Source organism: Brevundimonas sp. SPF441 (assembly GCF_009661015.1).
Classification (GTDB): Bacteria; Pseudomonadota; Alphaproteobacteria; order Caulobacterales; family Caulobacteraceae; genus Brevundimonas; species Brevundimonas vesicularis.
In genome coordinates, this window is record NZ_WJWX01000059.1 from 1 (window position 1) to 336 (window position 336).

General features: G+C 65.8%; 1 protein-coding gene. It reads left to right on the forward strand.

Features of this window, described 5'->3' with window-relative positions:
• Nucleotides 1–336: GTP-binding protein (locus tag GGC30_RS16175; protein ID WP_228763798.1), on the forward strand; the 336-nt coding region annotated here is incomplete at both ends.

The window sequence follows — 336 nt, forward strand, 5'->3', positions numbered from 1 at the left end:
CGGAAGAGAAGGCGCGCGGCATCACGATCAACACCGCGCACGTGGAATATGAGACGGCCAACCGTCACTACGCCCACGTCGACTGCCCCGGCCACGCCGACTATGTGAAGAACATGATCACCGGCGCGGCGCAGATGGACGGCGCGATCCTGGTGGTGTCGGCTGCTGACGGCCCGATGCCGCAGACCCGCGAGCACATCCTGCTGGCCCGTCAGGTCGGCGTGCCGGCCCTGGTGGTCTTCATGAACAAGGTCGACCTGGTCGACGACGAAGAGCTGCTCGAGCTGGTCGAGATGGAAGTGCGCGAGCTGCTGAGCTCGTACCAGTTCCCCGGCG